Below are 26,728 nucleotides of genomic sequence, written 5' to 3'. Positions count from 1 at the left end.
ATATTGTATTACTTATTCACTTTTGATTTACCCAGTATGTTTTTAAGAATCTGCATTTTCTTTCAGGCACTATTTTTAGTTGCTTGTAGTTCGTCTGATCAAATTGGCGAAAAAAAGCCCATCCAAATTCAATTTGTATCTCCAACAAAATCCAACCTTCCAATATTTGATGAATATGTAGGACAAACATTCGGAAAGTCTGACGTACAAGTAACAGCACGCATTGAAGGCGTAGTTGAGAAAGTACATTACAAAGAAGGGGATCAGGTAAAAAAAGGACAACTGCTTTATACAATCGATCCGATCGAGTATCAGACCAAAGTAGACCAGGCAGATGGTGAATTGGAAAAAGCAAAATCAGAATTAGTAAATGCACAGGAAGACCTGAAGCGGATCAAGCCGCTTGCCGATATGAATGCTGTATCGAAGAGAGATCTGGATGAAGCCATAGCAAAAGAAAAATCTGCTAAAGCGCAGGTAAGGGCACAAGAAGCATTAAAAAGCAGTCAGAAAATACAATTGGGATATTGTAATGTAGTCGCAAACGTTTCCGGCATTATCGGTATCAACAATGCGAAAGAAGGCGATTACGTCTCTCCTATTGGTACACGTTCGGTATTAAATACCATTAGTGATGTTAGTATGATCCGTGTACGGTTTACCATAACAGAAAATGAATATCTGAAATTTGCAGAGCGAAGATCTGATAAAAAATCTACTGAAGGAAAAGTAAAACTCTCTCTTATTTTAAGCAACGATCAGGTATATCCATATACCGGTACAATTAACTTCAACGACCGTAGAATAGATCCTACTACTGGAAGTATGACGATCGAAGCATTGTTTGAAAACCCGGACCGTTTATTAATACCCGGTCAATACGTGCGTGTGCGTATACAAACAGCTCAGATTGAAAATGCAATAACCATTCCGCAACAGGCTGTACGGGAAATCCAAGGTATCTTTCAGGTATTCATCATTGATGATCAAAATAAACTTCAGGTACGCATCGTGAAAACAGGAGAAAAAACAAATGGCAAATGGATCATTACAGAAGGGTTAACAGGTAATGAACGCATTGCGTTATTGGGCAATAATTTCTTAACGATAAATACGCTCGTTGATCCGGTTCAGGCAAAGACAGATTCTACACGTACTAACTAATTATTTACATGGGAAAGTTCTTTGTTAACAGACCAATCGTTGCTATTGTCCTCTCAATTGTATTGATCTTATTGGGTGTTGTTGCATTAACATCCTTACCGATCAGTCAATACCCGGATATTACACCACCGGAAATTCAAATCACTACATCATACAGAGGTGCGGGAGCCGTAGCTGTAGAGCAAGCTGTAGCAACACCGTTGGAACAAAAAGTAAACGGCGTTGAAGAAATGCTTTACATGAAAAGTACCAATGCGAATGACGGCTCTATGACCATTCGTGTTACGTTCGATGTAGGTACAGATCTGGATAAAGCAAACATGCTTACACAAAACCGGGTTTCACAAGGCACCGCATTTTTACCGCTGGAAGTTAAAAACGAAGGTGTAACGACAAAAAAATCTCTTTCGTTTCCCTTACTATTGGTTTCTCTTCAAGCAGAAGGTTCGTTGTACGATAACAACTTTTTGTCAAACTATGCAAGCATAAACTTAGTAGATCCAATCTCACGAATAAAAGGTGTTGGTCAGGTAAACCTGATGGGCGGCAGCGAATATGCAATGCGTATTTGGTTAAAACCCGATCAGATCGCACGTTTAGGTTTATCTGTAAATGAAGTAATGCAGGCTGTTAAAGAGCAGAACACAATCTCTGCAGGTGGCTCCATTGGAGGTTCTCCCGCAGCAGCAGGTGTTGATTACTCTTACACCGTCGTATTGCAGGAGCGTTTAAAAAGCACCAAAGAATTTGAAGACATCATCATTAAATCTACAAGCGATGGTGCTACGATACGCTTGAAAGATGTTGCACGTGTTGAATTCGGTTTAGAAAATTACAACAACATCGGTAGAGTAAATAGCCAGCCATCTGCTATCATTGCCATCTATCAGGTACCAGGATCCAATGCATTGGATGTTGCAGATCAGATCACCGCACAGATCGAAGAAATGAAACACCGTTTCCCACCGGGCGTGAGTGCATCTGTTACATTGGATACTACAAAGCCGATCATGGAAGGCGTGCATGAGATCGTACATACCTTATTTGAAGCAATCATTTTAGTTATTCTTGTTGTATTCATTTTCCTGCAAGACTGGCGTGCAACCCTCATTCCTTTAATGACAGTACCTGTAGCTTTACTTGCTACCTTTATGGCTTTCCCTTTATTGGGGTTCTCTATAAACACACTGTCATTGCTTGGACTTGTACTTGCTATCGGCATAGTAGTTGATGATGCAATTGTAGTAGTCGAAGCGGTGATACATAATATGGATCATGGCCTGAATCCCAAAGATGCTACGATCAAAGCTATGTCTGAGATCTCAGGTCCTGTAATTGCCATAGCGTTAATTTTATCTGCGGTGTTTATTCCGGTAGCCTTTATACCTGGTATCTCCGGAAGCCTTTATCAGCAATTCGCAGTGACCATTGCGATCTCGGTGTTGTTTTCTGCATTCAATGCGTTAACATTAAGTCCGGCTTTAGCAGGTCTCTTGCTTAAACCAAAAGATCCGAATAAGAAGAAAAATATATTAGATAAGTTTTTTGACGGTTTCAATAAGATATTCAATTCTCTTACGTCCAAATATACCGGCGTTGTGGGATTGCTTGTACGGAAATCGTATCGGAGCTTAATTATTACAGCCATAATTGGAGTCTTAATATTCATCGTATACAAACGTATTCCGGGAGGTTTTGTACCGGGCGAAGATCAGGGTTACTACATGATCAATATTCAATTACCTGATGGATCTTCCTTAGAGCGCACCGATGCTGTTACAAAGAAAGTTGAGAAGGTAATGAAAAGCATTGAAGGCATTCATTATACAACTTCTGTTGTAGGTATGTCAATGATTTCAAATACGAGTTCAAGCAATTATGCAACGGTGTTTATTTCCCTGCATGAATGGGCGGAACGAAAACAAGTGGATGAAATCATTAAAGAAACAAACTTCAGATTACTTCAATCCATTACCGAAGCAACCTGTGTAGCCTTTGCTCCACCACCGATTGCAGGTTTGGGTAACTCTTCTGGTTTCAGTTTGATGTTGCAGGACCGTTCAGGAAATCCACCTGAATATTTAGCAACCAAAATGCAAGCGTTTCTACAAGAATTGAACAAACGTCCGGAAATCGGCCGCGCTTCATCTATGTACCAATCAAGCATTCCGCAGATCAAAATGATTGTTGATACAGACAAAGCAAAAAAACTTGGTGTATCTCTTGATGAGATCAATAAAGCTGTTGGTGGTTTTTTAAGCACACTGTATGTAAATGATATCAACCGATTCGGCAAGCAATACAAAGTGCTTATACAGGCAGACCTGAATTACAGGAAAGAAGAAAAAGATCTGGCATTCTTTTTTGTAAAATCTGCCAAGGGAGATATGATCCCGTTGAATACACTTGTAACATTAAAAGAAGAATACGGACCTGCCTTTACAAATCGCTTCAATATGTTCCGCTCGGCCGAAATAACCGGACTACCTGCTCCAGGTATCAGTTCTACAGAAGCCATGCACGCTGTTGAAGAAGTTGCAGCAAAAACACTGGATGCAACAATGAGTATGGAATGGACAAACTTAAGTTATCAGGAGAAAAAAGCAGAAGGTAAAGCCGGAGTCGTTTTTGCATTTGCAATTCTATTGGTCTTTTTAATTTTAGCAGCACAATACGAAAGCTGGACCTTACCTTTCAGCGTATTGCTTGGCGTACCGATTGCAATCCTGGGCGCCTTTGGCGGCTTATGGATGATGAATCTGATTGATAAAAGTTATGTCAATAACATTTATGCGCAGATCAGTTTGATTATGCTGATCGGCTTGGCTGCCAAAAATGCAATCTTAATTGTAGAGTATGCAAAAATGCTGAAGGAACAAGGTATGACGGTTGTTGACGCAGCCATGGAATCTGCACGTCTTCGTTTCAGACCGATCTTAATGACAGCCTTCGCATTCATATTAGGTGCTGTTCCCCTACTTACCGCATCCGGTGCGGGTGCTGAAGCACGTAAGGTAATGGGCTTGGTTGTATTCAGCGGTATGTTGATCGCATCCATCTTTGGAATTATTATTATTCCTGCATTGTATGTAGTAATTGAAAAAATATTTAATAAGAGCAAATAATCATGAAGACAAATCAAATCATAATTTTCATTTCCGGATTATTGCTTTGTGCATCTTGTATGGTTGGCCCGAAATACAAGCAGCCTGATATCAATACCTCAACAAAGTTTAGCGAAACATTCGCTACAACGATTCCTTCCGATACCGCGCATCCATACGAATGGTTTAAGCTCTTTAACGATTCATCGCTTGTTGATCTGATCAAGGTTGCCTTAGATTCAAATTACGATGTGCGTATTGCAACAAAGCGAATTGAAGAATCGAGAGCTTTATATGGAATGGCAAAAGCAGATCTCTATCCTGCCTTTACCTATGGTGCCGGATACCTGCATTACAATCCATCAAATAACGGTGCAGTACCTATCGGAAAGACATATGATAATTTTAGTGCAAACGTTGGCATGTCCTGGGAGCTTGATTTTTGGGGCAAGATACGACACAGTAAAAAACAAGCATACTACCAGGTCTTAGCTTCCGAAGATTCCCGAAAAGCTATTCAATTATCCATTGTATCTGATGTTGCAACGATGTATTTCAACTTGGTTGATCTGGATAACAAAATTGCAATTACGAAACGTACGGTTGACTCACGACAAAAAATGTTTGACATCATCAACGACCGTTTTAATTATGGTGATGTTGCAGAAATTGACAAGCTGCAATCTGAACAACAGTTAGAAGATGTAAAAGCAATTGTTTACCAATTAGAAAGGCAAGTAAAAAATACCGAGCGTGCACTGTGTGTATTGTTAGCACAAACACCCAGACCAATTGTTCGAGGTAAGGAAATTGTTGATCAGGTTGTAAACCCGTACATCCCGGAAGGACTGCCTTCTGAATTATTATCGCAGCGTCCGGATATCCGCATGTCTGAGAAACAACTTCAGGCTCAATATGAAAAAATCGGTATTGCTGTTGCTATGCGTTATCCATCCTTTCAGATCACTGGCCTGTTTGGCTTCATGAGTTCAGATGCATCAGAAATAGTTTCTACAGGTTCGATCACCAATTACATTTCTACTTCATTAATGGGTCCCTTATTCAACTTTGGTAAAAACAAAAGAAGAGTAGAATCTGAAAAAATGAAAATGGAACAGCTTGCACTTCAATATCAAAAAAATTATATACAAGCATTGGTTGAAGTTGAAAATGAGCTAACAAATACGCGCACCATGAAGGAAGAAATGGCGCATAGAAAATTACAGGTTGAAGCAGCACGGAAAGTACTGGAGCTTTCTAAAGCACGCTATACAAGCGGATATACTGACTTCATTGAGGTACTAAATTCTGAACAAACCTTATTCACTGCTGAAATAAGCTATTCTACATTAATGAAAGATTATTTAAAATCGTATGTGAATTTATACAAAGCTTTTGGCGGCGGCTGGTAAAAATAGTTTTATCAATATCAAAAAATAAAAAATGTCCCGTCCCGATAGCTATCGGGACGGGACATTTTTTATTTAATCCAGGAACTTCCAAACACAACATAATAAGCCCATTGTTCCGGTCCTCGCGCTACGTCCATTCCCACCCGCAATTTAAACTTACTTGCGATCAGATAACGAAATCCTGTACCTGCACTATACGCCCATTGCGCCTCACTCATTTTTTTCCAGTCGTTGAAAGCATTCCCTACTCCACCATAAAATACAGCACTCCAGCGTTTATAAAAATCCCAGCGCGCTTCTGCCTCAGTCAATAACGTAACATCTCCCTGATAACGCATAATCGGAATACCTCGCATATCAATATAAGCAAGCATATAAAATGGTGCATCTCCAAGTATCTGCTGATAATCTCCCCTCAAACCACCGATCAGTTTTTTGCCAACCGGAAAATAGTAATATGCAAAACTATTTATGTGCGTATAATTAAAATCACTCCCGAATATCTCATTGCTTGCCAATGCATTCACATGAACCTTTAATCCATTATTAGGAGAAAACATATTATCACGTGCATCATATTCAATAATTAATCCCGGTGCGCTGATAATCGGTGTTGCTTCTTTATTTGTTACAAATGCAGGCAATGCTTCCCCTTCAATACCAACTTTTGCATTTGCAAATAAATACTGAATTCCCGCGTACCAATGTGTTAAACCAATTTGTCTCGTAGCCTGTGCATAAACCGGAACAACTTTAAAATTGAAAGTGAATTTTTCTTCTTCTCCTAAAATTTTTCTGTAGAATGCCATGTTGATATTGAAATAACCGCTCGCAATTTGATAGCGGATTCTTTGCTTCAGCCAGCTTCCTCTTCTGGCCGCGCCTATTCCCCAGCTGTTATTAGCAGTATACAACAATACCCCGGCAGTGATATCCGGCGGAACATATTGAGGCTTACCTTTAATTGTTGTATCACTTAAGAAACGTTTTTTAGGATGCAAAAATATAGGTGCGATAGCCACCCCAAAATTTCCCAAAGCAGGTTCTGTAATAATCGTTGGAAGCGGAATAAACCCATGCGCATTTATAAGCCAATTGCTAATATCTACAGCTCCGGTTGTATCCTTGTAGAAAGCCCGTTTCTTTTCTTTCTCTTGTTGTGCAAACAAAGAAAAAGATAATAAAAAAATGATAAGACTACTTACTAATTTTATAGCATGCATATTATACATCGTTTACGGAAAAATCATATTCGTCATTACATTGCTATTAATATTGTAAAGAACAAATCGTTTACTTACAAAAAAGAAGACCCTATTTTAAATTCATAAAACAGGGCCTTCTTTTTGCAAGCAATAATAAAATAATGCTTACTACTTCTTAGCAGGTTTAGCTGAAGGAGTAGCTTCTGCAGCTTTTTTCTTAGCAGCTTCTTCCGCTTTAATTTCTTCAAGTGTTTGTTTCAAAACGTTTGTAGGATTGAAACTTGGCGGGAATGATCGCGGAGGATATGTCTTAAAGCTTGCTGCAAACTTAAAGACTTCGTCCATCATACCATATGCACTACCAATATGATTTAAGTTCCAATCCCAATAGGTATTGGAAGTAATATCTGCTCTTTCGAATGGATCCTGCATCAGATTAAATATTTTTTGAAGGCGCAGTTCTGTAAACGGTTCAGCCCATAAACCCATTGTCCCTTGCATGCGTTGTTCTGCAAACACATATTTATAATCACCTTGGCGCAGCGCCACAAGCAGACCGTCATCATCTGAATAAAAGAATAGATTGCGTGCACTCTTTGCACCATTAGCAGTCCCTACAGTTCCTGTTACCGTACGCAGAAATTCCAACTGATTGTATCCATCCAAATGCACTTTGTAATTTTTGCCATTGGCATCATAGCCTTTTAATAACTTATTGATAACGTCCGGCTCACCTGCTGCTGCACACAATGTAGGGAACCAATCGTTGTGACCCATGATTTCATTTGTAACCGTTCCTGGCTTAATAACACTAGGCCAACGAACCATACAAGGCACTCTGAATGCACCTTCCCAGTTTGTATTTTTTTCACTGCGGAAAGGTGTCATTGCGCCATCCGGCCACGTATTCATGTGCGGTCCATTATCTGTTGAATAAACAACCAATGTATTATTCGCAATGCCTAAGTCATCCAATGCTTTTAACAACTGACCCACAGTCAGATCATGCTCGATCATTCCATCATTGTACTCACTATCACCATGGGTATATTTACCACGGTTCTCTTCTCTTACGTGTGTGCGTAAATGCATACGTGTACCGTTCCACCATATAAAAAATGGTTTGCCGGCAGCATGTTGTCTTTTCATAAAATCAATGGCAGCAGCAGATGTTTCATCATCAATTGTTTCCATTCTTTTTTTAGTAAGCGGACCTGTATCTTCTATGCGTTGTTTGCCTATTTTACCAAAACGAGCATCCGGGATAGCAGGATCATCGGTATTTGTTGCCCAGCAATGCAATACACCACGCGGACCAAATTTAGCTAAGTAAGCAGGGTCTTTCGGATAATCCGGAAGTTCCGGTTCTTCTTCTGCATTCAGGTGATATAGATTTCCTAAAAATTCATCAAATCCATTCACTGTAGGTAAACTCTCGTTGCGGTCGCCTAAGTGATTTTTACCAAACTGGCCAGTAGCATAACCCTGTTGTTTTAATGCGCCTGCAATGGTAGGATCCAATTGACTCATGCCCATTGGTGCACCAGGAAACCCTACTTTGGTTAAGCCTGTACGAATACCATGCTGACCTGTGATAAACGCAGCACGACCGGCAGTACAACTCTGTTCTCCATAATATTGAAGAAAGCGTATACCTTCATTCGCCACACGATCAATGTTTGGTGTAGCATAACCCATAATACCATCGCTATAAGCACTGATGTTGGTGGTACCGATGTCATCACCCCAGATGACAAGAATATTCGGCTTTTGTTGCTGAGCCATTGCCTGCATTCCAATGCAAAGTAAAAACAAAGCAACTAAAGAAAGTTTGTTTTTCATGTGAAAGAAATTTAAAATGTATGGTAAAAAGTTAAAAGTTCTATAGTTCAAATCAGCAAAAAAATCCTAAAAAATCCTACTCTTTTGAGTTATAGAATCATTTTTTTAGTGCCACTTAGATGTAAATACGTTAATGTTAAAACACAGAATAAAATATATGTAAATCTAATAACAATAGACTATAGATTTTATTCAATTCTAATTTCACTAAATAAACCACTGTGTTGTTATTAAGTTGTATAGTTTCCAAGTGGTCTGACCACTGTACGTCGCTGCGCAACTGACCATTGTTTACTGACCTCTGTCCTCTATATTAAAACACTTCGCCCGCAGTCATGTAAAAGCCATTTGATTTTTTTCCTACTCCATAATCCATACTTAAATTTGTACGTGATTTTTTATCCAGCATAATACGTAAGCCAGCACCGATGCCCGGTTTAATATACTCAAACAAATCTACATGATTATCTTTACTGGATGCCGTAGTAAGATTTACAAATATAGCAGCGCCCAATACTTCTGTACATTTAGAAATCGGGAAACGCCACTCTACTTCTGTATACAGCATTTGCTCACCTCTGAATCTTCCTTGTGCATAACCACGTCCGGAGAAACCTTTGGAATCATATCCAAGAGCCGGTAAATCCAAATAAGGAGTATGTCCGCTAAGCTGCATGTTTGCCCAGGCCCATACCGCAAGCACATGTCTGTTCTTTTTTTCTGAGAGTGAAAAATAGTGTTTAAACTCTGCCCACAACATCGTACTTTTCGCTGTACTACCAAGCCACGTTTCATTAAACCGAACATTTACATTCACATAATATCCTTTGTATGCATTTATAAGATTATCACGCGTGTCTATAACAAAATTAGCACTCAATCCACTCACCGTATAGTGACTTGTATCAAAACCATAATGTTTTGAATAAATATAATGACTTGTATATTGTTTCTCCGATACATTCAGATTTTCATCTACTATAGAATAATGATGATCGAGATGATAACCGGGTCCGAAGAAAAGGGTATTGCTTGGGTTAATTGTTTTAGAAATAATCTGATGAAATTTAACATAATTATAGGAAATAGGCTGAGCGCCTGTATTCCCGCTGGTATTATTACCATTAATATTTATTTGATATAAAATAGATGCTGTATCCGGCGCATTTGTTCCCAATCCAAACGTCGGCTGATTATAAATCATTAAACGTACATCGCTTTGTAAAAAAAATCTGTTATGGGGAGTATACGCAGACGTTTTCAGCATTAATATCACTTGATTCTTGGTTGTATACTGTGCCGCCAGATTAGACGAAGACATACGTGTATACGCAGGTTTACCCAGAAAAAAAGCAGCTACACCACCTACTCCGAAAAAGAATCCGGTAGCAGGACTCGAACCTATTACAGGCAACAAAATTAAAGACGTATTGCTATTTTTTTTAATTTTTGTTGTAGGCGAAACGTGTTTATGAAATAATACCTCACTTAAATTTTTAGGTGTACAGGATGCTGTATCCTGTGCAAATACAGGCTGATGCAGTATAAATAGAAAAAAAGAAGTCAGTATGATTAAATACTTCATGTTGTGCTTTAAAGCTCTTGAATAATATGTTTATCTAAATAAACAAAAAAAACAGCTCAGTTTATATTAGTGGTAATATAACCGAGCTGTTTTTAATTATAATATAGTTAATGATTAGTTCTTCAATCTGAATATGATACCACCTTGCAGGTTCATCTGAATAATTGTTGTGTAGGTAGAAGCACCCGCATACGCACCGCCTGTACCAAGACCTACACCAAGACCTACACCTTGAATGGGAGCCCAGAAACCTGTACTGAATCTCAAGCCAATTCTATCACTTACAAAATATTTAACACCTACACCAAAGTTTACAGAGAACTTCCAAAGAGAATGGTATTTATCTGATTTAGGATCAAATAAACCTGCTCCCAAACCAAGTGTTCCAAATGGTTCAACTTTGTCATTGATCTGAACACCACGGGTACCGTTCAATTGAAAATAATTCACGCCCACCACATCTATCACCGTGTTGTCGGGGCCATAATTTGGTTTATTGATCAATCTCGAATCCTGGTGGTTGTAAACCAATTCCACAAAAGTAGCATCAGCTAATTCAAAACCCAGAATACCACCATAACACGGACCATCGCCTAATGCGAGTTTACCGCTCCCTTGATTTACACTATTATAATATTTATAAGCGCCCCAATATTGATAACCGCCCGTTGCAGTTAATTCAATCCGCTGCGCATAACTTGTAGAATTAGAAAATACTAAAAGTGAAACGAGCATTAAAAAAGAATACAATCTTGTTTTCATACAATTGTTTTTTCGTGAATTAAAGTTTAAATATAAACTATTTAAATTATCAAGACAATGAGTAATTGTTTTAAATGATTTAAATCAATTCTAAAAACGGGCTGCTGCGTACAATGCAAAACCCGTGATAGAATAACTTACCTCTCCATCAAAACGGCTTGTTAACGGGAAGTCTTTTACTTTGTAACTGATGTTTGTGAATGACCCTCCTAAGGCAAAATTTTTCAGGAAATAATATTCCAATGTAAGCCTGTTATCAATCACCCGTCCATTAATACCCTGAATGGTTATTCCGAAATATTCCAGTGAATACCGGGCTAAAAGCTTTGGTGTAATATAAGCAGAACCATGTATACCAAATAATACTACAGGTATATAAACTGAAAACTGATTGGAGTAAGAATCGCCATTCGCTCTTTTAAGAGTGGCTCCCACATCCATATTTAAAACGCGCAGACCCGTTGTCAAACCAAGACTCCAGTTTTCTTTATAAAAGATACTATATCTATAAGAAGCTCCCATAAAACGGATATTAAAATAAGAATCCAGGTTGGCACCTGCATGAAATGTTGAATCACCATATGTGATGTCCCGATCAAGCGTATTATTTCCATGATTGAAGATTGAAAAGTAGGTTAAGGAAACAGAACTTCGCGGCGAAAATTGTGCTATGGCTTCTGTTCTGAAGGATATTCCTTTACCTTTCATTTTAAAATCATTTTCCAGATTAATATAGGTTCCAACAAATTTTCCGTCCACACGCAATGTTGTTTCAGTTGTCGGAAAAAACGTACCTGCATAAACATAATATCTATACTTGGGCATTTTAGCTACCTTCAATGAATCCATCGAAAAGGCGCCAAAACTTAAAATAGAACAGTAGAAAAACAATAAATACTTCATTATATAATAGATATTTAATACGGGGTAAATTACTATTATTTTTCGAATAGGTTATATGTGTCAAGTCATTTTTTATTTGGAGAATCAATTTTAAAAGGTAAATTTGGCTCAACTATAAATAACTCATTCAAATACTTTTAAATGAAATTTAAATGAAAAAAAATCATCTTAAAATCATATTCTGGTTCAGCACATTTTTATTGTTATGTGGATGTTATCCTCAGGATAATAATGGATATGTAAACGAATACGATCTTGTAGCTACAAATTACGACAAGGATTTTAATTTTTCTGCAAACAAAACATACGCATTACCGGATAGCATTGTATTGATCGGTGACCAAACATTAACGGGACAACCAATATTTGTTGATCAGGCAACTGCAACACTTATTTTAAATCAGATACGTACAAATTTGAATGGTTACGGCTGGACAGAAACAGACAGTTTGAATGCTGATATTATTTTGCTTCCTTCAGCATCTAAAACTACAAATATCTATTACTATTATGACTGGTCTTATTGGGGTTGGTATTATCCGGGATATTATCCGGGATATGGCTGGGGATATCCAGGCTACGCTCCGTATCCGGTTGCAACCAGTTACCAAACCGGTACATTACTTATGCAAATGACATACCCGGCAGGTATTGAAGCATCTAGTGTTCCTGTTGTATGGTCAGGCGTTATCAATGGCTTATTGAATGTTGGAAGCACAACCAGTGTGAACAGCAGAATTACAACAACCATCAACCAGGCGTTTACTCAATCTCCATATTTAAAATAACATTGATAAATGAAAAAGCTATATATATTATTTCTTCTTTTTATATCGGTAACAACGCAATCTATAGCACAAGTGGGTGAAAACTATTTAACACTTCACTACTCTACCGCTCTTGGTTTAGGAAATACGCATGACGGAATAAGCAAAATGAGTTTCAGAGGTGCTTCGTTTGAATACAAAAAATTCACTTCTGATCAGGTTGCTTTGGGTTTTGATTTTAACTGGAATGTTTTGTATGAAAAAAAATCATACGATACCTATACCATTGGAACAGCAAGCTTATCCGGTACTCAATACAGATCATTGAATGTTCTTCCGTTTATGGCAACAGTTGATTATTTCTTTGCTGACAATGATCATGTAATACAACCATTCGTTGGACTTGGAGTTGGTGCCGTATACAGCATTGAAAATGTTGACATGGGACTGTATCGTTACAATACTAAAGACTGGCATACAGGTTTCAAACCTCAAATCGGACTTTGGTATTATTTAAACGAAACAACAAAGCTTTCCGTAAGTTCTGAGTTCTTATATGCTTTTAAAACATCTTCTACTGCAAAAAGAGAATTACTAACGTTCAATATTGGTTTTGCATTCACTCCTTATTAATTAATTAAAATTTTCAAATTAACCAATCAAATACTTTATACATTTTAACTTAGAATCATGAAAAAAATCACCACTGTTTTAGCTATCATCTTTTTGTCGGCAATGTCTTTTTTAGCGAACGCACAAACGCAGGATGAAATGTTTAACTCTGTTTTCAAACAGGAAAAAAGAGCATACTTCGCAGAGAATATGCATTTAAAAACGGAAGAATTTGATAAATTCTGGACGATCTACAATTCATTTGAAACAGAGCGTTCTAAAATAGGCTCTGAACGTATCACATTACTTAAAACGTACGTTGAAAAATACCAAACAATGAGCAATGAAGATGCAGATGCATTTATGAAAAAATGGTTGGCAGTAGATAAGGCTGAAGATGCAATGCGCATCAAATATTATGGCAAGATGAAAAAAGAATTGGGTGCAAAAATTGCTGCTCACTTTTTACAATTAGACGATTATATTCAGACTGCAATCAAATTCGAAATTCTGGATGAACTTCCATTCATTGGAGAATTTTCTAACTAATTAATTAAGGGAGTTCAAATGAACTCCCTTTTAATTTTTATTTTGTAAAAGTGATAATTGATTTTTGGTTTCTTTTTTTTATTTCACATATGGTTGTTCAATTACAACCTCTTGCTTCACCCATTGTTTTTTAGTTATATCCCAATACGATTTATTATTCATCATATTATCTATTGTCATTGGATATGTGACATCTTCCTTCCACAAAGGTATGTTATCTGTATCGAATGTTATAATGGTCTCATACCAATGTATACTTGCTCCGGGATTGAAATGGATCACAATACGTTTTACCGCTCCGTTTGAATGAAATTCTTTTATCTCTGTTGAAATAGAATAACTCGCAAATACATCTTCCTGCTCAAACGTTATATTGCCTTTAAGATCATAAAATCGAATTCTAATTTTTTCACCCTGTACATTTCGTGCCGGAATTTTAGCAGAGATCTTTTTTGTATTCGTATAATAATAAAACATCGTATCTGACTTCTTGGATACTTTAGTTTTTTTCTGAACTGTTTTTTTATCTGAAGGAACTTTGGGAAGTGTTCGTTTAATTGAAGTCGTATCCTTTACAGAATCTGACCTATAAGCTGACACAGGATTAGATATATTGTAAAGTGTATCTTTATTATTTGCCTGCTTCTTCAACACATTGATTTCTTTTTTTAATGAATCGGTTTCACGTTTGAGCTCTTCCAGCGCAGCATCGTGATTGGTATTATTCTCATAGATGAAATTGCAACCACAAAAAATAATACAGAAAATAAATAGCTTATATACGTTCATACTGAATTCATTTATTCTAATAAAAGAATGAAACATGTATTTTACTCATGCTCAAATTAGTTGCATAAATTTCATGCCAGTTTATTCAAGACATTATGAAGCTTGTATCGTGTGTGTACTTATATGAAAAAGGTCTGACTACATTCAGCAATCAGACCTTTTTAAATGCATTATATACTTCCTATGTTAATCTCTAAGTTTTAATGCAGCTGCTTTTTCAAAATCGGTGTATTGAGAATTGTCAACACTGATTGAAACAAAACGAATTTTACCACCTGTAAATGCGTTTACAGATTTGTACAATTGACTCACAGGATCTCCACTATCATATCCTACGCAAAGTCCGTCACCAACCAAACTAAAGCTGCCAACCTGTGCACGCATAGGTCCTTGAGCAACCACCTTATCATTGATATACAATTTCATGGTACCAATGGATTCATGATACGGACCAACTTTCTCTTTGATAAACTCCATCCCTACAGTGTACTTTCCTGGTTTTAAAGGAACGGATGAGATAAATTGTTGCTCAGGTTTTATGCCAAGAAAATTATAAACATAATACAGTTTGTGATCTTTGATAAATAACGCATGCCCGCCAAAGCGCGAACCATGAGCAAAAATAACTCCGCTGCAATTCGCATCTGTGATTTCAATGTTGGCTACGATCTTATAGGAACGCCCTCTGATATTTGCAGCAACTGCTTCTGCAATTGGGCTTGCATGCGGGTAATATGTATATACATCTCGAGGCTTTTCTTCTCTCGGTCGAACAATAGAAAGAATTTGTACCGTAGTACGGTCATCCAAAGGTTTAGCATTATTCTTATCCGCTTCTTCATCCCATGCTTTGATCAACGCTGCTAATTTTTCAGGATATTTTTTAGCAAGGTTATTCGCTTCTGCGCGATCTACATCTACATGATACAATTCCCAGACATCTTTATCAAAATTACCTTTGTCGGTTAACGGAGCATGTACAGCTACAGCCTTCCAGCCATCTTCCCACATAGCACGGGTACCTAACATCGCATAATACTGACGGTGTTTTTGTGTAGGCGCTGATGGTGTTGCATCAAATGAATACTTCATAGATACACCTGATAACGGAAATTGTTCTACTCCTCTGTAAGTAGTTGGCATAGACAAACCACAGATTTCCAAAATAGTCGGAACAATATCTACGGCATGGTGATATTGATTACGCACTTCACCACGTGCTTTAATACCTTTAGGCCAAGTAATAACCAATGGATCTGACGTACCTCCTGAATAGTTTGAATACCGTTTAAACATTTTGAATGGAGTTGAAAATGCTGCTGCCCATCCTGTAGGATAATGTTCGTAGGTATTCGGTCCGCCCAGTTCATCAATCAGCTTCATGTTTTCACTTAATTCATCCGGATAACCGTTAAAGAATTTATTTTCATTTACAGAACCACTTGGGCTACCTTCACCGGAAGCACCGTTATCAGCAGCATACATGATTACCGTATTTTCATACTGACCGGTTTCTTTTAAGTACTCAATAACGCGACCGATCTGCGCATCGGTATATTCAGAGTAACCTGCAAATACTTCACACAAACGTGAGAATAATTTTTTCTCATCTGCATTCAAGGTATTCCATGGACGAACAAAATCTCCAGAGTTTGCCTGATCTGTTGGCATCGGATTAAAATCTGTCAGCTTTGTGTCCTTCGGTAAAATTCCTTTTGCAATCATACGAGGTAATACCCATTCACGGTATGCATCATATCCATCGTCAAACTTTCCTTTATACTTTGCAATATAATCTTTCGGTGCCTGATGCGGTGCATGATTTGCACCCGGGCAATACCACATAAACCATGGCTTAGAGGGATTCGCAGATTTTTGATCGGTAATCATTTTAATAGCCTGATCTGCCAGATCTTTAGAAAAGTGATAGCCTTGTTCCGGACTATACGGTTGTTCTATGTAATGATTGTCTTCTACTAAATCGGGATACCACTGATTGGTCTCGCCGCCAATGAAGCCATAGAAACGATCAAAGCCCATTTGTAAAGGCCATTGCTTTTTATTTGCACCAGACGATAGATCTGTTTCAGGAACATTGTGATTTTTACCAAGCCAGAATGTACTCCAGCCATTATCCTGCAACACATGTCCAAGGGTTGCAGCCTGATCAGGTATTTGTCCGCTAAATCCTGGGAAACCACTTGAGCCTTCTGTAATACAGCCCATACCATTCAGGTTATGATTGCGACCCGTAAGAATAGTAGAACGTGTCGGAGAGCACAAGGCAACTGTATGCCACTGTGTGTACGTTAAACCATCTGCAGCAAGACTATCCAATGTTGGCATATTTACTCGACCCCCATAAGGAGACCAGGTAGCTAAACCGGTATCATCGTATAAAATGAATAATATATTGGGAGATCCTTCCGGAGCTTTTTTACGCATATATGGATCCCAATCAGGTTTTGAATTGCGTACATCCAATTGTATATCGCCTTTAAAAGCAGATGTAGAATCGTTGGAAGAGTTTGTTTTATCCCCTTGATCCTTGCAGCTAAATGTAACCAACGCTAATGCTAGACTAAAAAAAGCAATCGAATTTCGAACAGTATTTTTCATATGATAAAATTTAAAAGAATAAAATGAATATCTTTCGCTACAAAGATAAATACAATTTCATAAAATATGCCACCAATGATCTATATCATTAAATTCATTTTAGTGATATAGAAAATATGCCAAAAAGAATACATACAAATATTTTATAGAACTAAAATTCAGTTGTATTTAGTCAAACGAAAATATCCTTTTGAAGTCTTTTTTCATATCTACAACCAGCCAATTCTTTTCTTTCGCTTCAACTAGAGCCGTTTCTAAATGTCCGCTTAATGTTTTCAGATCGTATTCATATTCTCTTGTAGCATCTGTATGATGTAGAATCACACACATGCTTTTATATTTGCTTCCGCTTGTATATTGCATCATTGCCTGATCTCCATCGCTGTTACCTCCACAGAATACAGGAACCTTACCTATAAACTGATGAATAGCCTGCGGTTTCCCGGCTTTATCATCTACATAAGGTGATCCGGCTGTTTTTGTGATCACAGGCTTACCATCTACCACGTCATATTTCACTGCAGCATAACTGCCTATTACCTGATAGGGAGGAATGCCATATGCTTCTTCTGTCCATACGCGCATAAAATCTACACCACCACCGCTTACAATAAATGTTTTGAACTCATTTGCGCGTAAATAGTTTAACAACTCAACCATCGGCAGATAAATTACTTCTTTATATAACTTATGAAACTTAGCATCTCTTGCTGTATCGGCCCAATTGCGAACAGCAAGATTGAATGCATCTTCTGTTTGATTGGTATGACTTGCAGCCAGTAATTTTAAGAAGCCGATTTCACCTGCTTTTTTCATAGGACTCAGATCGCCATCTAAAATACCTTTTAAAACCTGGTCTTTCTGAAACTCCGGATGTGTTGGTGCCAGCGCTTTTAAATTCGCAATAGCAAATATTAATTGATTCGGAACAGGTTGCTCCGGCCATAAGGTACCATCATTATCAAACACAGCAATTCTATCTGGCACAGGAATAAAATTGGGAGAACTTGTATCTGTAACATCTTTCACCCACGCTTCAATAAGCTGTCGTGTGCTGTCAGACCAAGAGGATAAAGCCATTTGGTCTTTCGCTTCAACATCTTCTGCTTTATTTAAATGAGCATTATCCTTCGTAGTACAGGCATTGATACTCGCAGCAAGGACTAAATAAATAAAAAACTTTTTCATGTGAGGTTTATTTAAAAATGCTTTTTTTATTTTAAAACAGATACTCATCTCTCATTCTTCAAAAGAATAATTGACATGTTTCAAAACAATTCAAATATAAAAAAATGTCGGATAAACTGTAAGCTGCCCAAACAATCTTTTTGGTTTTCCAGATACTTTATCCAATATTAGTATCAGAGTATAACTTCTTTTAATACGACTTCTATGATTTCAGCTCGAACAATTATTTCCTTTTTTTTACTAGCAATTCTTTTGTCCTGCAAACAAACAGATAAAATAACTTCAAATACATCGCATGATTCTACTCAGACAGATTCATCAAAACAACATTCATTAGGTTATATCATGCCGGGCTTGGATCATGGTTTCGAGCAGTCGCCAATCAATATCAATTCCAACGATTCTTCATCCAATAATACGCATAAGATCACCTTGTATTTTAATGATAAAGTAAATAAAATTGAAAATTTAGGACATACTGTTCAATTGGATTTTCAAGCAGGAAGTACTATTACCTACGACGATACGGTGTTCACCTTTAAACAATGTCACTTCCATACCCCTTCCGAACATTTGATTGATGGTATAACATTTCCAATGGAGATGCATATTGTGAATGTATTGACAACGGCACCCAAAGACAAGCCCCAATATCTTGTTATTGGAATTTTATTTAAAGAGGGTAAGGAGAATGCGTTTATCAAAGACTTTTTAAATCTAATTCCAAAAGAAACAGATGCCAATGTAAAAGTAAAAGCAGGCACCATAAAATTATCGGATTTATTCGGTACCATTCCTAAAGAACTTAAGAATCATTATTTCAATTACAAAGGTTCTTTAACCACTCCTCCTTATACCGAAGCGGTACGTTGGTTTATTGCAAAGCATATATTTGAAGCTTCAGCAGAACAAATCAAAGCGCTGAATGCATTGGAGGGCAACAATGCACGACATGTTCAGGCGCTGTATGGAAGATCTGTTGTATCAAATTAATTTAAAAAATCGCTATCAATAAAAAAAGGTCATCCGTTAGGGATGACCTTTTTTTATTGAATGTATACCTAATGAATATTATCTTCCTCTACCACCGCCACCCATGCGACCGCCGCCACCCATACCACCACCGCCTGCACCACCAAATCCGCCGCGTCCGCCAAATCCACCATCTCCGCCGCCCATATTGCCGCCACCCTCTGGCTGCTGACGATTCATCTGTCCACCGCCGCCTCCTGCACCTGCATTGCCCGCACCTGCTCTATTTGCATTCCCTGCGTTCCCATTTCCACCGGCAGGCTGACGTGTTCCTGTATTATTACCTCCTGCATTCTGATTGCGTTGACCCGTTGTTGCACGCGGTGCGCCAGTGGATTGTCCACGTTGCCCATTACTTTTATCCATCGTACTTGGCTTCGAATAATTTCCTCTCTTAACATCATTGGTTGTGGCACCATTCCGTTTGTTATAGATATTATTCGAACGATCAACATTTATATTTATATCATTATGTATATACGTTGGACCATGCGGGCCATACATGCCACCATGATAGTGTGCATAGTATGGAGGACGATACATTGGCGGTCCGAAATATACCGCGTGATAACAACCATAATAAGAATGAACGCTCATGCTCCAACCCATATACGGACTATAATGCATGCTATATCCATACGTCATCGGCATTGGATAATAATACGGGCCATACCATGGATTGTAATAATACCCTGTTCCATATACTACCGTACCGCCATACACATAACAGCCCATGTATGCTGGTGTATAACCAACATACACAAACTGAGGTGTTGTTTCATATATGTATACATTCTGTGCATTGTAAGCCGGTGAGCTTGGTGGTATCTTATCCAGATCTTTTGGACGTTCATCACTTACCTTCCACGGGCCTTTTGCATTTTCAGATATAAACCAAACACCGCTTTCCAATACATAATAACTTTTACCGGATTTGATCACCGTGCTACTTGTGTTCTTTGCAAGCTCTAGTGATGTGCCTTCAATTTTTTCAAACACCGGCTCACCATTATATGTTACGGTACACGTTGCAGAATCTCTGCTTACTTTTGCTGTCTGAGGAACCTGTGCTTCTTTAACCGCATCCTTACTGGCATCTGTGCCGGCAATACTTGCAAGCACATCATCCTTTTCAGAACCTGCCGGTATTTTTTTAAAGTCTGCCGGTAATTTATCAGCTGCAATATATTCCCAGGTACCATCTAACTTCGGAGCGGCATACCATCTTCCTGAGAGTAATACATAATACTTCTGATCATTGATATTTTTGAAAATATCATCTTCTGAATTCGAAATAAAAAGCAAACTTGTGCCTTCTACATTTGAAAATTGTGCCTCCCCTTTTGTTTGTATCAGCTCAGCCGGAACAGTACTGATCAAAATCGCAGGCGCAGCTTCCTTTTCTTCTTTAGAATCTTTTGATACAGGAGCTTCATTTAACTTACCTTCACTTTTTAATTTTTTATCTAAAGCAGAAACATTGCCCGGAAGCTTTGTGGTTTCAACATACCCTTCTTTTGCTGTTGAAGAAACATACCATGCACTGCCACCATACAAATAAAACTTACTATTGCCGGGATCCTGAACAAGTAAAAATGCCGTATTGATCACACGCTTTACATTCAGTTCTTTATCTTCTTCGATCTTAGGTTCTCCATCAATAATAACAAGCGTTGTAGGCGCATTCTTATAATAGATGAACGGAGCATTATTATTAAAATTTTTATTTGTATTGTCTTGTTCTTCTTTTAATGCAACATGTATATCTGCCATTGAACCGGAGATCTTAAGCTTAGGGATTTCTGTTTCCAAAATAGATCTGATCTCAGCAATTTTAGTTGTATCCGTTACATCCGGCAATTTAATATCCGTAACCGTTATGCTTACAAGTGTGGTAACTTGAGTTTTCGTATTTGTTGATACAGTAGCGTCAAACCAAAACAATCCGAAAAGATAATCATCTGAAGATTTGTATTGGATTGAAAAAGGAGAACGGCCACTAACCATATTACCTTCTACACTTTCAGGCTGAAACTGATAGATGGTAATTTTTTCAGCATTCTTGCCTGTAACAACTTTAGGCCATTGTGCAGATACACCATTGCATATCATTGCAAGGAATAAAAAAAACATTCCTGATCTGATTAAACGAATATTCATATGCGTTGTAATTTATAATTATATAAAAATAAAAGACTACTTGTTTTAAATAGCAAAATGCTTTTAAAAGAGCATTTAAAACTCTGGAAAGATAATGTTATTTTTTGACTTTTATCTCACCCTATATCGTCAGTACCTTATTATGACAAGTATCAATATTCTCACTTTAAATTTTCATTTATTTGAACCGTAAAATATGTGGCACAAAAAACATGTTATAAAATCATAAAAAAATTAATTAAAACATGTATACTTGTATTATAAACTAAATTTTTAACTGATGACAAAGTATATACTTACGTTCCTTTTTACATCTTCCTGTTTATTGGGGCAAGCTCAGGTATTCTCCGATAGAGACAATCTTAAAAAAGACACTGTTAAACAAGAAGAACCTTATCCTTATCTGCTGCCTATATGGGGAAAGAAGGTTGCCGCGAAAGGTTTTAAACTTCCGTATTCAGGAGGATTGGGGCTAAATTATTTATGGCAAAAATCGGACATCACTGTTAGCAATCTACAAGTTGGTTTCAATCATGGCACCATGTACAACATGGACAACATTGTTCACTTCAATAATGCAACTGCCACGTCACAAGGAATCAATATACGTCCGGATGTGTGGGTGCTTCCCTTTCTGAATGTTTACGGGATTCTTGCCAAATCAAATTCATCTACTGCAATTGATATTGATCTCCAGATCCCGACAGACCCATCCGTGCCTGGCTCTGATTGGCAAAGCATTGCAAGTTTTCAAACGAAAGCAAATTTCCAAGGCACGACAGCCGGTTTTGGACTAACTCCAACAATGGGTATCAAAGGCTGCTGGATGGCGATGGATATGAACTTCACCTGGACCGATATTCCACAGTTAGACAAACCAGCCTTTATCTATATATTCGGACCAAGAGTTGGGAAAGCGTTCAAACTGCATAAGCCCGATCAAAATGTTACTTTTTGGGTCGGAGGTTTTCGTTTAAAAATGAGTTCCAGTACATCCGGCTCAATGCCTATAGGAGATCTGTTTAATACAGAGGGCATCGAACAGAAAATAGATAATGGCTACACCAAAATTGATGATGCACAGCAAAACGTTGACACCTGGTGGGCTGGACTTAGTCCGGCGGAACAGCAAAGACCTGGAAACATAGCAAAAAAAGATGCGGCAGAAAATGCACTGGCTAAAGCTGAAGCTACCTTAGACGGTTTATCTACTGTGGTAACGAATGCAGAAAAAGCAACCGTACAATATTCTCTTTCTAAAAGACCAACACAAATGTGGAACTTCTTAGTAGGTAGCCAATTTCAATTTAACAGACACTGGATGATAAGAGCCGAAGCTGGTTTCTTTGGAGGGAGAACCCAAGTAATTGCAGGTCTGCAATACCGATTTGGATTGTAAAATATATTGTATTCAATAAAAAAAATCCGTCCCGAGCAATCGGAACGGATTTTTTCATTTTAATTTTTCTTGATCAATTATTCAGCAACAGCATCTTTATTCTTTTTACCTGCGCCAATCGGAATATTTAACTTAATAAAAAATGAACTGTTATTGCTGCCTGCAATGTCTTTGTATACATCCGTTAATCCATAATAGTATTTCACCCCAATCGTTACGCCTTGTGTTTTTTGAAATTTATATCCAAAGCCGCCAACAAAACCAAAATCAATGCGATGAATATTGTCCGTATTTTTTTCTTTGATCTTTGCAGTCGTATTACCACTATCAGATTTGAATTCAACCCAGCCCTTCGTCATTAAACCCGCTTGCGGACCGGCTTCCAGATAGATTCTATTTTTGAATTGATATTTGGCTAATACAGGTACTAAAAAATAATCTATTTTCTGACTGTATGTTCCGCTTGCATTGTATGTTGAAGCATGTAGCTGAATTAAATCAGAAGCAGATAACTCTTTTGTCCCTAAATTTGATTTTACCAGCACGCCTGTATACAAGCGCCACGATTTTTTAATCTGAATATCAAAATAGAAACCTAAATTAAAAGTCGGAACATACTTCGTTGATTGCAAGGAAGAGATGTGGGAGAAGTTTGCTCCGCCTTCCAAACCGAATTCAATTTTATCAGAATTCAGTTTATCTCCCAAGAGCAATGAAATCAATACCTGAGAATGTGCCTGATAAGCGAATAAAGAAATCAATAAAATAAAGATGCTTTTTTTCATATACGATAGTATTCATTCAATTCATTAAAAGTAAATATAAAAATCCCCCAACAGCAACAGTTGTCCAATAAAATCATTTTCACCTATAACGTTTTAAGTTTCTCCATTGCTTTATTCTTCTTCGAAGCTCCTCCGCGCCTGAATGGTATATCTGAAGTAAGCGTAACACGCAGTGCATGATTCATTCTGGCTCTGTTATCTGTATCTGGCGAGTCATCAAAATTAGGTTGATTCATGTATCCGAGTTCCAGTCTCCATTCCTTTTTTTCATCCAGATTCATTCCAAAGCCCAGGTATGCCCGGTTCTGATCTAAGATCCGATCCGCAGGATTAAAGACCAACCAGATCTCGTCATATACAACGGCATAATATTTTTCACCCAGATTAAAGGATTTTTTAGCCATCATGATGAACGACGTTTCATATTTGTAATAATCAAACGTCGATTGTGCAGGATCTGTCTTTCTGCCAAGCCAGCGTTCTTCTATTCTGAAACGAAATTGCCACATGCCTTTCGGTCGTGCTATACGGATCAGGTATTGCTGAAACAACCTGTAATCCGGCCAGTTGTATGGCTTCGATGCCTCATCATACGGATAATTATATTGATACGCAATCCCTGCATTGATGCGGTTACCCGAAGGCAAATAATAATTCAGTCCGACTCTGGCAAACAAGGCATTTTGTTTCAGTATCACTTCATCCCGGATCCAGAACGCTTCACCCATTAATCCCCAGGGCTTACCTTCTCTAAAAGCATGGTAGCCTTCATAGCCATACCAGCCTGTATAATTTACAGGATATGATTGTGCACTACTCTTGAAAGATATAAGCACCTGTATAAAAAGAATGAGCGAACACATTCTGAACATACGGTACTGCTGAATATTAAAAAGTAAAAGACGCATCCTGTTTTAATAAAAGTAAAATGATCATGGCAATCCCTTTATAAAGATTCATATAATGCATGTAAATTCAAATGTATTGCGATACTTCTATGAATATGAAAGCAAATTTGAATAAAATAATCAATCAGGTTTAAAATCAGAATACCCCTTTCATAATTTTTTTAGATCCCCGTCCCTGACAATGCAGTAATCGGATACTATCCTTATAAGAAATGAATGTTTCTTTAATACGACTTTTGGGCACATAGAACAAATCTCCATCCAATGCACTGGGCACACTAGGTACATACACCGCAATCATATTGCCATCGAGTTCTTCCACAAGATAGGCCAGCTGCCAGGAATCTTCAATATCTAACAATACCACTTTATAAGCTGATGTATCATTTGCTCCAATCATTGATTCACCCATTTGCTTCATAAACGTGTAACCCGGCAAACGATTCAATAAATTATCTTCAAGCCAGATTACAGAATTCATTGCTACTTTAAGTCTGGCAACCAATCCCATCAAAAGACCAACCAAAATGAGTATTAAAAAAACAGCCCAATATGCTTTACCAATTCCAAAAAGAGAATGATACGGCAATAGATCTGCTATGGGATTTGCTATTTGCTGAAGTTTTTCAAATACCTGTTCGAGTACAATAACAACCACCAATATCGGTACTGTAAATACAATGCCTCGTAACAATGTATTTTTTAATATAATCAGTATTTTTTTCATAAATAAGTCTTGTAGCAGCGTACAAAAATATAAAAACTTCAGCAAACTTTTTATTTATATTAATTACACGAAGTCGTTGATTATTCTTTAACGAGCGTGTTACCCGGCCTAATCCACTCAAGAAATAATTTATAGCCCAATGACATTACAATAGCACCTGTAAACAGCCCTATAAAACCCGACAATACAAAGCCTCCGATCACACCAATAAATATGACAACCATCGGTACAGGCGCGCCTTTGCCAAGCATCAACGGCGTGAGTATATTATCCGAAAGACTTACCAGAATCATAAGTACAGACCACATAACAGCAGGCATGGTTTCTTTTGTTACAAAAAAGTATATCACAACCGGAATTGAAACAAAAAACGCCGGCACCTGTACTATAGCAAAAACAAATACCACCAAGGTCAGAATACCCGGGTACGGTACACCTGCGAGCATAAACACCACACCATGCAACAGCGCTAAAACAAAGCCTTCGCCAAGAACACCTTTCACAACACTACTAACTATTTTAACGGTAAGATCTGCAAACTCATCTCCCCTGCTACCTGCAATTTTTATAAAAAACTCCCGCAGCCACTTGCCGGTATCATCGTATGCCAATAACACACCTGCTATGCAAAGAGATAAAATAAGTTGTATGATGCTGCTTACAGCTCCTAAGATACCTTTCATAAATACTTTACCAAACTCGATAAGCTGCTCCTGATGCGACTGTACAAATGCATCTTTGTCTGTTGAGATCGCCAGCCAGTTTGTGTATAGTTTTTTACCTATCACCGGCAACGATTTAATTTTTTCATCTGGCGCCGGAATAGTAAGCGGATCTGTAACATACGTTGCCTTGAGCTGCATCACTTCTTCCACAAGCGATGTGACTACTACGAAGAGCGGTATGATTACCAAAAGCAAAAAACTAAAAACAAGTATGAACGAAGCTAATTTTGGCTTCTCGCCAAGTTTTTTAGATAGAAACCGATGCAAAGGCAACATAGCCAGCGCCAATATAAGGCTCCAAAGCAATACGTTTGCAAACGGATTTAAAATCAACAGACACCACACGATAATGATCAGAAGAAAAATCATACGTATGGTGGTATCGTAAAAAGAATGTGCTGGAGACTGATTATTCATAGGGCTTTTCTATTAATTGAATTATTTCTTTCAGGTAAAAATATGAATTATTATTTTAAACGAATTATATTTGA

21 protein-coding genes are annotated in these 26,728 nt (G+C 37.7%); 8 read left to right on the top strand and 13 right to left on the bottom strand.

Features of this window, described 5'->3' with window-relative positions:
- Positions 1–36: 36 nt before the first annotated feature.
- The 3 genes from A3EE_RS0117725 to A3EE_RS0117715 are packed head-to-tail and all read left to right on the top strand — an operon-like array spanning position 37 to position 5,680.
- The gene (locus A3EE_RS0117725) at positions 37–1,164 is read left to right on the top strand and encodes an efflux RND transporter periplasmic adaptor subunit (RefSeq protein WP_018344786.1); all 1,128 of its coding nucleotides are present in this window, start codon (positions 37–39) and stop codon (positions 1,162–1,164) included.
- An 8-nt stretch (positions 1,165–1,172) separates the two neighbouring features.
- Positions 1,173–4,289: an efflux RND transporter permease subunit gene (locus A3EE_RS0117720; protein WP_018344785.1), complete on the top strand. Its 3,117-nt coding sequence runs from the start codon at positions 1,173–1,175 to the stop codon at positions 4,287–4,289.
- Positions 4,290–4,291: 2 nt separating this feature from the next.
- On the top strand, positions 4,292–5,680 hold the full coding sequence (locus tag A3EE_RS0117715; RefSeq protein WP_018344784.1) for a TolC family protein: 1,389 nt from the start codon (positions 4,292–4,294) through the stop codon (positions 5,678–5,680).
- Positions 5,681–5,748: 68 nt separating this feature from the next.
- Here A3EE_RS0117715 and A3EE_RS0117710 read toward each other — a convergent pair whose 3' ends face one another.
- The 5 genes from A3EE_RS0117710 to A3EE_RS0117690 form a co-directional block, all read right to left on the bottom strand.
- On the bottom strand, positions 5,749–6,903 hold the full coding sequence (locus tag A3EE_RS0117710) for a BamA/TamA family outer membrane protein (protein ID WP_211208947.1): 1,155 nt from the start codon (positions 6,901–6,903) through the stop codon (positions 5,749–5,751).
- 150 nt (positions 6,904–7,053) lie between these two features.
- Positions 7,054–8,727 (bottom strand): sulfatase-like hydrolase/transferase, encoded by a 1,674-nt coding sequence (locus A3EE_RS0117705; RefSeq protein ID WP_018344782.1) that lies wholly within the window; start codon positions 8,725–8,727, stop codon positions 7,054–7,056.
- Positions 8,728–9,040: 313 nt separating this feature from the next.
- Positions 9,041–10,312, bottom strand: a complete 1,272-nt coding sequence (locus tag A3EE_RS20910) for a BamA/TamA family outer membrane protein (RefSeq protein ID WP_018344781.1) — start codon at positions 10,310–10,312, stop codon at positions 9,041–9,043.
- Between the two features lie 114 nt (positions 10,313–10,426).
- Positions 10,427–11,074, bottom strand: coding sequence for an outer membrane beta-barrel protein (locus tag A3EE_RS0117695; RefSeq protein WP_018344780.1), 648 nt, complete (start codon positions 11,072–11,074; stop codon positions 10,427–10,429).
- A gap of 90 nt (positions 11,075–11,164) precedes the next feature.
- Entirely contained in the window at positions 11,165–11,977 is an 813-nt protein-coding gene (locus A3EE_RS0117690) for a hypothetical protein (protein WP_157447090.1), read from the bottom strand.
- A 152-nt stretch (positions 11,978–12,129) separates the two neighbouring features.
- Between A3EE_RS0117690 and A3EE_RS0117685 the strand changes: the two genes are divergently transcribed.
- From A3EE_RS0117685 to A3EE_RS0117675, 3 genes are read left to right on the top strand one after another with little or no spacing between them, the layout of a single operon-like run.
- Positions 12,130–12,765, top strand: coding sequence for a DUF4136 domain-containing protein (locus A3EE_RS0117685; protein ID WP_018344778.1), 636 nt, complete (start codon positions 12,130–12,132; stop codon positions 12,763–12,765).
- Between the two features lie 9 nt (positions 12,766–12,774).
- Positions 12,775–13,377 carry a porin family protein gene (locus A3EE_RS0117680; RefSeq protein WP_018344777.1) on the top strand — a complete coding sequence of 201 codons (603 nt, stop codon included), beginning with the start codon at positions 12,775–12,777 and terminating at the stop codon, positions 13,375–13,377.
- A 57-nt stretch (positions 13,378–13,434) separates the two neighbouring features.
- The gene (locus tag A3EE_RS0117675; RefSeq protein WP_018344776.1) at positions 13,435–13,905 is read left to right on the top strand and encodes a hypothetical protein; all 471 of its coding nucleotides are present in this window, start codon (positions 13,435–13,437) and stop codon (positions 13,903–13,905) included.
- 78 nt (positions 13,906–13,983) lie between these two features.
- On the opposite strand, the gene A3EE_RS0117670 is transcribed toward A3EE_RS0117675, so the two are convergent.
- The 3 genes from A3EE_RS0117670 to A3EE_RS0117660 all read right to left on the bottom strand — a co-directional run bounded on the left by A3EE_RS0117670 (position 13,984) and on the right by A3EE_RS0117660 (position 18,501).
- Positions 13,984–14,694, bottom strand: coding sequence for a hypothetical protein (locus tag A3EE_RS0117670; protein WP_018344775.1), 711 nt, complete (start codon positions 14,692–14,694; stop codon positions 13,984–13,986).
- Between the two features lie 186 nt (positions 14,695–14,880).
- A complete protein-coding gene (locus tag A3EE_RS0117665; protein ID WP_018344774.1) occupies positions 14,881–17,313 on the bottom strand; it encodes an arylsulfatase in 2,433 nt (810 codons plus the stop codon).
- Positions 17,314–17,481: 168 nt separating this feature from the next.
- Positions 17,482–18,501 carry an HAD family hydrolase gene (locus tag A3EE_RS0117660; RefSeq protein WP_157447089.1) on the bottom strand — a complete coding sequence of 340 codons (1,020 nt, stop codon included), beginning with the start codon at positions 18,499–18,501 and terminating at the stop codon, positions 17,482–17,484.
- A 204-nt stretch (positions 18,502–18,705) separates the two neighbouring features.
- Here A3EE_RS0117660 and A3EE_RS0117655 point away from each other — a divergent pair, with 204 nt between their 5' ends.
- Entirely contained in the window at positions 18,706–19,494 is a 789-nt protein-coding gene (locus A3EE_RS0117655; protein WP_018344772.1) for a carbonic anhydrase family protein, read from the top strand.
- A gap of 78 nt (positions 19,495–19,572) precedes the next feature.
- Here the strand turns inward: A3EE_RS0117655 and A3EE_RS21910 are convergent, their stop codons facing one another.
- Positions 19,573–21,693 carry a hypothetical protein gene (locus tag A3EE_RS21910; RefSeq protein WP_018344771.1) on the bottom strand — a complete coding sequence of 707 codons (2,121 nt, stop codon included), beginning with the start codon at positions 21,691–21,693 and terminating at the stop codon, positions 19,573–19,575.
- Between the two features lie 280 nt (positions 21,694–21,973).
- Here A3EE_RS21910 and A3EE_RS0117645 point away from each other — a divergent pair, with 280 nt between their 5' ends.
- Positions 21,974–23,092, top strand: coding sequence for a hypothetical protein (locus A3EE_RS0117645; protein ID WP_018344770.1), 1,119 nt, complete (start codon positions 21,974–21,976; stop codon positions 23,090–23,092).
- 77 nt (positions 23,093–23,169) lie between these two features.
- On the opposite strand, the gene A3EE_RS0117640 is transcribed toward A3EE_RS0117645, so the two are convergent.
- The 4 genes from A3EE_RS0117640 to A3EE_RS0117625 form a co-directional block, all read right to left on the bottom strand.
- The gene (locus A3EE_RS0117640) at positions 23,170–23,877 is read right to left on the bottom strand and encodes a porin family protein (RefSeq protein WP_018344769.1); all 708 of its coding nucleotides are present in this window, start codon (positions 23,875–23,877) and stop codon (positions 23,170–23,172) included.
- Positions 23,878–23,960: 83 nt separating this feature from the next.
- A complete protein-coding gene (locus tag A3EE_RS0117635; protein ID WP_018344768.1) occupies positions 23,961–24,785 on the bottom strand; it encodes a DUF2490 domain-containing protein in 825 nt (274 codons plus the stop codon).
- A gap of 136 nt (positions 24,786–24,921) precedes the next feature.
- Positions 24,922–25,512 carry a DUF502 domain-containing protein gene (locus A3EE_RS0117630; RefSeq protein ID WP_018344767.1) on the bottom strand — a complete coding sequence of 197 codons (591 nt, stop codon included), beginning with the start codon at positions 25,510–25,512 and terminating at the stop codon, positions 24,922–24,924.
- An 80-nt stretch (positions 25,513–25,592) separates the two neighbouring features.
- A complete protein-coding gene (locus tag A3EE_RS0117625; RefSeq protein WP_033418252.1) occupies positions 25,593–26,654 on the bottom strand; it encodes an AI-2E family transporter in 1,062 nt (353 codons plus the stop codon).
- Positions 26,655–26,728: the final 74 nt, after the last annotated feature.

The organism is Cytophaga aurantiaca DSM 3654 (genome assembly GCF_000379725.1).
Taxonomy (GTDB): Bacteria; Bacteroidota; Bacteroidia; order Cytophagales; family Cytophagaceae; genus Cytophaga; species Cytophaga aurantiaca.
The sequence above is the reverse complement of the archived record's forward strand: the minus strand, read 5'-3'. Positions and strand labels throughout refer to the sequence as shown.